Here is a 4506-nt window from a genome sequence, read left to right as displayed (position 1 = left end):
GCCCTACACCATGGGCTACGACCTGCTCAACGAGCCGTGGGCTGGGCCGGAGTGGCCGGGATGCCTGATCGACGGCTGCCCGAGCCACTACACCGCCGAGCTGCAGCCGGCGTACACCAGGGCCGCCGCGGCCATCCGGGCCGTCGACCCGCACGGCATCGTCTGGTTCGAACCGCAACAGTTCGCCGGCGGGCAGTCGGTGCCGATCCACTTCGGGCCGGTGCCCGGCGAGAGCCGGCTCGGCTACTCGTTGCACAACTACTGCCCGGAGGTCTTCCTCGAATCCCAGGGCCTGCCGCACGACATCGCCAGGTGCGCCGACTTCAGCGACGAGCGCAACCGCGCCGCGCTGGCCCAGGCCGACCGGATGGGCGCGGTCGGGCTGATGTCGGAGTTCGGCGCCACCGACAACCTGACCGCCCTGGCCATCGACACCGCCGTCGCCGACCGGCACCTGACCGGCTGGATGCACTGGGCCTACAAGACCTGGCGCGACCCCACGACGGCCGACCGGGCGCAGGGGCTGTTCACCGACGACGCGGATCTGGGCTCGGCCGAGCCGGCCAAGCTGCGCACCCTGGTCCGCACCTACCCGCAGGCCACCGCCGGCGTCCCGGTCGCGCTGTCGTTCGACCCGGCCACCGGCGACTTCTCCTACACCTACCGGCCGGCCGACCTCGGCGTCCCCACCGAGATCTTCATCGGCCCGCTGCATGACCCCGACGGCTACGACATCACGGTCACCGGCGGCAGGATCACCGGCGACGCCCCGCATCACCGCACCCTGATCGAGGCCACCGGCGCCGCTGCGGTCACGGTCACCATCCGGGCCTCGTGGCCCGCTAACGGTTCGTGTAGACGGCGCGCAGCCTGCTCTTGAGGATCTTGCCGGATGCGTTGCGGGGCAAGGAATCGGTGAACACGACGGACTTCGGGATCTTGTATTTGGCGATCTTGCCGGAGAGGAACCGGAGTAGCTCGGCCTCGGTGGGGGCGGCGCCGGGCCGGGGGACGACGATGGCGCGGCCCACTTCGCCCCAGCGTTCGTCGGGAACGCCGATGACGGCGCATTCGGCGACGGCCGGGTGGTGGTAGAGGATGTCCTCGATCTCGACGGGGTAGATGTTCTCGCCGCCGGAGATGATCATGTCCTTCACCCGGTCGCGGATGTAGAGGTGGCCGTCGTCGTCGGAAATCGCGACATCGCCGGTGCGCAGCCAACCGTCGGGCGACAGCACGGCGGCGGTTTCGGCGGGGTTGTGCCAGTAGCCGGTCATGACGTGCGGGCCGTGGACCAGGATCTCGCCGGGTTCGCCGGGGGAGACCGCGGTTCCGTCGGCGCGCACGACGCGGATGTCGGTGAAGAAGCACGGGGTGCCGGCGGAGCCGATCTTGTCCGGGGCGTCGTGGGCGCGCAGGAACAGGGCGCTGGGGCCGGACTCGGTGAGGCCGTAGCCCTGCAGGAAGGTCAGGCCGCGGGCCCGGTAGGTGGCGATGAGGGCCTCGGGGACGGGGGCGCCGCCGCAGATCATGGAGCGCACCGAGGACAGGTCGGCGTCGGGCCAGCCGGGGGAGGCGGCGATGGCCTGGAACATCGCGGGAACGCCGAACAGGTAGGTCACCCGGTGGCGGGCGATCAGCGTCAGGGCGCGGGCCGGGTCGAAGGCGGACTCCAGGACCAGGGTGCCGCCCTTGAGGAACGTGGGCAGCACGGTCTGGTTGAGCGCGGCGACGTGGAACATCGGCGCGTTGACCAGGGTCACCTCGTCGCCGGCGAGGTCGACGTCGATCAGCACGTTCAGGCTGTTCCAGACGATGTTGGCGTGGCTGAGCGCAACCCCCTTGGGGTGCCCGGTGGTCCCCGAGGTGTACATGATGATCGCCACCTCGTCCACGCCGACCGGCTCGTCGAGCGGGTCGACCGGGCCGCCGGTCGGGTTCGCCGCGTCGAAGTCCAGCACCCGCGGCAGGTCGACCTGATTCCGTAGCGCCGCAACGGTTTCGGCGTGCGCGGGGGAGTGGATCAGGACGGAGGCGCCGCTGTCGCGCAGGATGTGCGCCAGCTCCGGCACGGCCAGCCGGGTGTTGAGCGGCACGAAGATCGCGCCGAGCGCGCCGGTGGCGAACAGGGTCTCAAGGAACGTCGGGTGGTTGGGGCCGAGGTAGGCGACCCGGTCCCCGCGCCGCACGCCGAGCGCGTGGGCCAGCCGGAGGCTGCGCTCGTACAGCTGCCGGTATGTCCACTCGCGACCGTCGTGGATCACCGCGGTCCGGTCCGGCGACATCCGCGCCCGGCGCGCCGGCCACGACCCGATGCCCTGGTTGCGCATGGCCCCTCCTCAGGTGGTGAACGTCTGGCCGGCCACGGCCCGGAACAGCTCGGCGGGGTCGGCGTCGCCGAGGTTGCCGGTACGCCACAGCATGGTGAAGCCGTGGGCAAGGGACCAGGCCGCGAGGCGGGCCAGGTCCGGCTTGCCCGGCCGGGCGGTGCGCACGGCCGCGCGGAGCCGGCGGCCGGCGCGGTCCCGGGCGGCGATCACCTCGGCCGCGTCGCGATGGTAGAGATCGGGCCGGAACATGATTTCGAAGTGCGCGGGATGGTCGAGGGCGAAGCGGACGTAGCGCACGCCCAGCTCGCGCAGGTCCCCGGGCGCCTCGGCGAGCGCGTCGGCGAGCAGCTCGTAGCCCTCGACGGCGATCGCGGTGAGCAGGCCGGCCTTGTCCCCGAAGTGGTAGGCCGGAGCCGCGTGCGAGACGCCGGCCCGGCGGGCCAGGTCGCGCAGGTTGAGGGCGGCGGGGCCGGACTCGGCGATCACCCGCTGCGCGGTGTCGAGCACCACGCGACGCAGATCACCGTGGTGGTAAGCCATGCTCGAGACCTTACCCTCGATCTAGCCATTGACAAGTTACCTTCGGGTCGGCAATCTAGTCACTGGCTAGATGGTTGCCGGCCCCGAGGAGGATGACGATGTCGGACCTGGCGATGGTGCGGCAGATGTGGCAGCTGCTGGAGCCGGTGCACGCGCCGGTCTACTACGCGCCCGAGGTGATCGAGGAGGCCGCGGCGCTGGGCTATGCGGCGGACGCGTTCTGGGCGAGATACTTCGCGGTGCGGTCCGCGCCGCTCGGCCCCGCGGGACCGGAGCTGGTGTCGGCCACCTTCTACAGCTTCAGCCCGGCGAAGGTCCGCCGGCACGTCCCCGCCGCCTGGAACGTGGCCGCTCCGGCGGACGTGCTGCGCGCCCGGGTCCGGGGCGTCGACCGGTTCTACCGCCGGCTGCTCGGCGCCGCGATCGACGGCCCGGAGATCGCCGAGGCCGCCCGGCTGGCCAGGACCGCGGCCGAGTCGGCCACCACCGCCGGCCGCCCGCTGGCCGCGGCCAACGCCGATCAGCCATGGCCGGACGAGCCGCATCTGGCGCTGTGGCACGCCACCACCGTGCTGCGCGAACATCGCGGGGACGGGCACGTGGCCGCCCTGCTCACCGCCGGCCTCGACCCGTGCGAGTCCCTGGTCTCGTTCGCCGCCGTGGACGCCGCGCCGAAGGAGGTCTTCACCAGTCGCGGTTGGACGGACGACGAATGGGCCGCCGCCACCGCCCGGCTCGCCGCCCGAGGCATACTCGATGGCGCGGGAACCGCCACCCCACAAGGAAAGGAACTCCGCGCCTCCATCGAGCGCCACACCGACGAGCTGGCCGCCGCCCCCTGGCGAACCCTCGGCCAGACCGGAGCCACCCGCCTCGCCCAGCTGACAATGCCGATCATGCAAACCGTGGTCCGCTCCGGCCTTCTGCCCAAACAGAACACCCTGGGCATCAAGCCAAGAAAACCCGCCCCCGAAGCGAAATGAAGTACGCCTTCCCCCCGGCCCATCCCCCACAACCGCCACCTTTCATCCACCCTCCCCCGAAGTCCACCTTCACCCACCACACCCAGCCCGGAAGCCACCTTCCCTCTCCACCCGCGACATGAAGGCGGCCTTCATTCCTCCCAACGAACGCCACCTTCACCACGGTATGCAGCCACCCAAGTCGACTTCATTCCCACCTGCGACGTGGAGGCGACCTTCGTCCCCCGGCCGAAGGTCACCTCCACCGCGGCAGGCAGCGACGAAAGCCACCTTCCCTCCCCATCCGTCACGTGAAGGCGGCCTCCATCCCCTCCGCCGAAGGCGACCTTCACCGCGTCAGTCACCCCACGCCGAACTCATTTCCCCGGCCGCGTGAAGGCGACCTCCGTTCCCCGCTGAAGGCGCCTCCACCACGGTATGCAGCCACCCATGTCGACTTCATTCCACCGCCACACGAAGGCCACTTTCCTCGCCATCGCACCAGGGCCACCTTCACTCCCCACCGTGAGGAATGAGGTTCCCCCCAGACCGTGGAGGCATGGACTATGAGGATGATGCGCCATGCCGGAGAAGCGACGGCGGTTCGACCGGGAGTTCCGTGAGGGAGCGGTCCGGATCGTCCGCGAGACGAACAAGCCGATCGCCCAGGTCGC

The 4506-nt window shown here is 71.0% G+C and carries 4 protein-coding genes; 2 read left to right on the top strand and 2 right to left on the bottom strand.

The window, feature by feature from the left end; genetic code table 11:
- Window positions 1–880: glycoside hydrolase family 5 protein (locus VGX25_RS05695; protein ID WP_326916537.1), on the top strand; the 880-nt coding region annotated here is incomplete at its 5' end.
- Here the strand turns inward: VGX25_RS05695 and VGX25_RS05690 are convergent.
- Entirely contained in the window at window positions 843–2330 is a 1488-nt protein-coding gene (locus VGX25_RS05690; protein ID WP_326916536.1) for a long-chain fatty acid--CoA ligase, read from the bottom strand. The genes VGX25_RS05695 and VGX25_RS05690 overlap by 38 nt on opposite strands.
- A gap of 9 nt (window positions 2331–2339) precedes the next feature.
- The gene (locus VGX25_RS05685; protein WP_326916535.1) at window positions 2340–2870 is read right to left on the bottom strand and encodes a TetR/AcrR family transcriptional regulator; all 531 of its coding nucleotides are present in this window, start codon (window positions 2868–2870) and stop codon (window positions 2340–2342) included.
- A gap of 98 nt (window positions 2871–2968) precedes the next feature.
- Between VGX25_RS05685 and VGX25_RS05680 the strand changes: the two genes are divergently transcribed.
- Complete coding sequence (locus tag VGX25_RS05680) at window positions 2969–3853, top strand: SCO6745 family protein (RefSeq protein WP_326916534.1); 885 nt, start codon at window positions 2969–2971, stop codon at window positions 3851–3853.
- Window positions 3854–4506: the final 653 nt, after the last annotated feature.

It is taken from the genome of Actinophytocola sp., from assembly GCF_035942955.1.
Lineage (GTDB): Bacteria > Actinomycetota > Actinomycetes > Mycobacteriales > Pseudonocardiaceae > DASYTH01.
Note: the sequence above shows the minus strand (reverse complement) of the source record. Positions and strands in the feature narration are given on the sequence as shown.

What these genes read in the sequence shown, in the direction of transcription:
- VGX25_RS05690 (WP_326916536.1), bottom strand. Translation starts at nt 2,330, where the DNA reads ATGCGCAACCAGGGCATCGGGTCGTGGCCGGCGCGCCGGGCGCGGATG.
- VGX25_RS05685 (WP_326916535.1), bottom strand. Translation starts at nt 2,870, where the DNA reads ATGGCTTACCACCACGGTGATCTGCGTCGCGTGGTGCTCGACACCGCG.
- VGX25_RS05680 (WP_326916534.1), top strand. Translation starts at nt 2,969, where the DNA reads ATGTCGGACCTGGCGATGGTGCGGCAGATGTGGCAGCTGCTGGAGCCG.